Origin of the sequence: Nostocoides japonicum T1-X7 (assembly GCF_001046855.1) — a bacterium.
Taxonomy (GTDB): Bacteria; Actinomycetota; Actinomycetes; order Actinomycetales; family Dermatophilaceae; genus Nostocoides; species Nostocoides japonicum.
Genome location: NZ_HF570958.1, coordinates 4,797,309 through 4,798,610 on the forward strand (window position 1 = coordinate 4,797,309; position 1,302 = coordinate 4,798,610).

The 1,302-nt window shown below is 74.0% G+C and carries 2 protein-coding genes; one reads left to right on the forward strand and one right to left on the reverse strand.

The features are described 5' to 3' along the window. Positions 1-424 precede the first annotated feature (424 nt). Positions 425-631, forward strand: a complete 207-nt coding sequence (locus BN12_RS21800; protein WP_157635617.1) for a hypothetical protein — start codon at positions 425-427, stop codon at positions 629-631. A gap of 300 nt (positions 632-931) precedes the next feature. Here the strand turns inward: BN12_RS21800 and BN12_RS21805 are convergent. Then, on the reverse strand, positions 932-1,302 hold a 371-nt coding region (locus BN12_RS21805), incomplete at its 5' end, for an inositol monophosphatase family protein (protein WP_048555639.1).

The following is a 1,302-nucleotide window of genomic DNA, read 5'->3' on the forward strand; positions in this document are numbered from 1 at the left end:
CCCAGCCCTCCTCGGCAGATGCCGGCTTTCCGTGGCCGAACCCGACTCCCGACCACGACAACCCCGCACCTGCCGCGGACGGGATCTCGCACGTGCCGAGTTGATGTCGCTCCAAGCTCGAGTCGAAGACATCAACTCGGCACGTGCGGGCCACCCCACCGCTCGGCCCGCTGGCCCGGCCCGCCGGCCAGTCCAACACCCCGAACGCGGGGCGCCCCACCATTCGGCGCCGCCGGCCGCTCCACCACTCCGTCACCCGCAGCTGCGGCCACTCCACCACCCTGCTCGTGCCGGTCGGTCGACATCGTTACCTACCCCACAGCGAGGGCACAGCCGCCAGCGCATACAGTTCGGTCACCCCCTCCCAGGGTGCGCATCGCCCTCCCCGACGCGCACCGGCCACGAACGGATCGAGGTGCACACCATGGACGAGCTCACCATGCAGCTGAGGAACCGGGTCGCGGAGGCCCGACGACAGCTGGACGAGGCCCGCCTGTCGGGCGACGACTACCTCGTCGATATCCAGCTCGCGGTCCTCCAGGAGCTGGCCCGCGTGGCGCGGGAGAACGGCGTGGAGCTTCCCGAGGGCGACACGGACGGTTCGGTTCGGGCGCAGACCTCTGCCGCCTGACGCTCCTCCACCGCCCGGGTCGGACACCGGCTGCGCAGACGACGCCGTACGAGCCGGCTCAGGGTCGGAATGCCGCCCGACCGGCCGCCTCAGGAGCCGGACCGATGCCGGCCGCCGCTCTGCGGGGGCGGCTCAGGGGCTGGGACCGACGGCCACCGGCCGCCTCAGAAGCCGGAACGCCGCCTGGCTGACCGCCTCGGGAGGCGACCACCGCCGTGCAGGGCGCCCAGGGGCCGGACCGATGACGACCGGCCGTCCTGCGGGGCGGCTCAGGGTCGGAACGCCACCCGGCCCACCGGCTCAGGGGCCCGGATGCCTCGCGGCGGTACGGCCGAGGAGGGCCGCGAAGTCGTCGGCGATCCCGGGCCCGCTCGCCCACACGAGGTCTCGCTGCGGTGGCGCGACGTGGACCGTCTCGCCCCCGGTCACCGGACCGCCGACGACGCCGCCCGCCTCCGTGACGACGAGCCAGGCGGCCGCGAGGTCCCACGGGTTGAGGCCTCGCTCGAAGTAGGCGTCGAGGCAGCCGTCGGCGACGTGGCACAGGTCGAGGGCGGCGCTGCCGATCCGGCGGATGTCACGGACGCCGGCGAGGATGTCGGTCACGATCCGGGCCTGCCACTGACGCACCGCGGCCGTGTAGTGGAAGCCCGTCCCGACGAGCGCGAGCC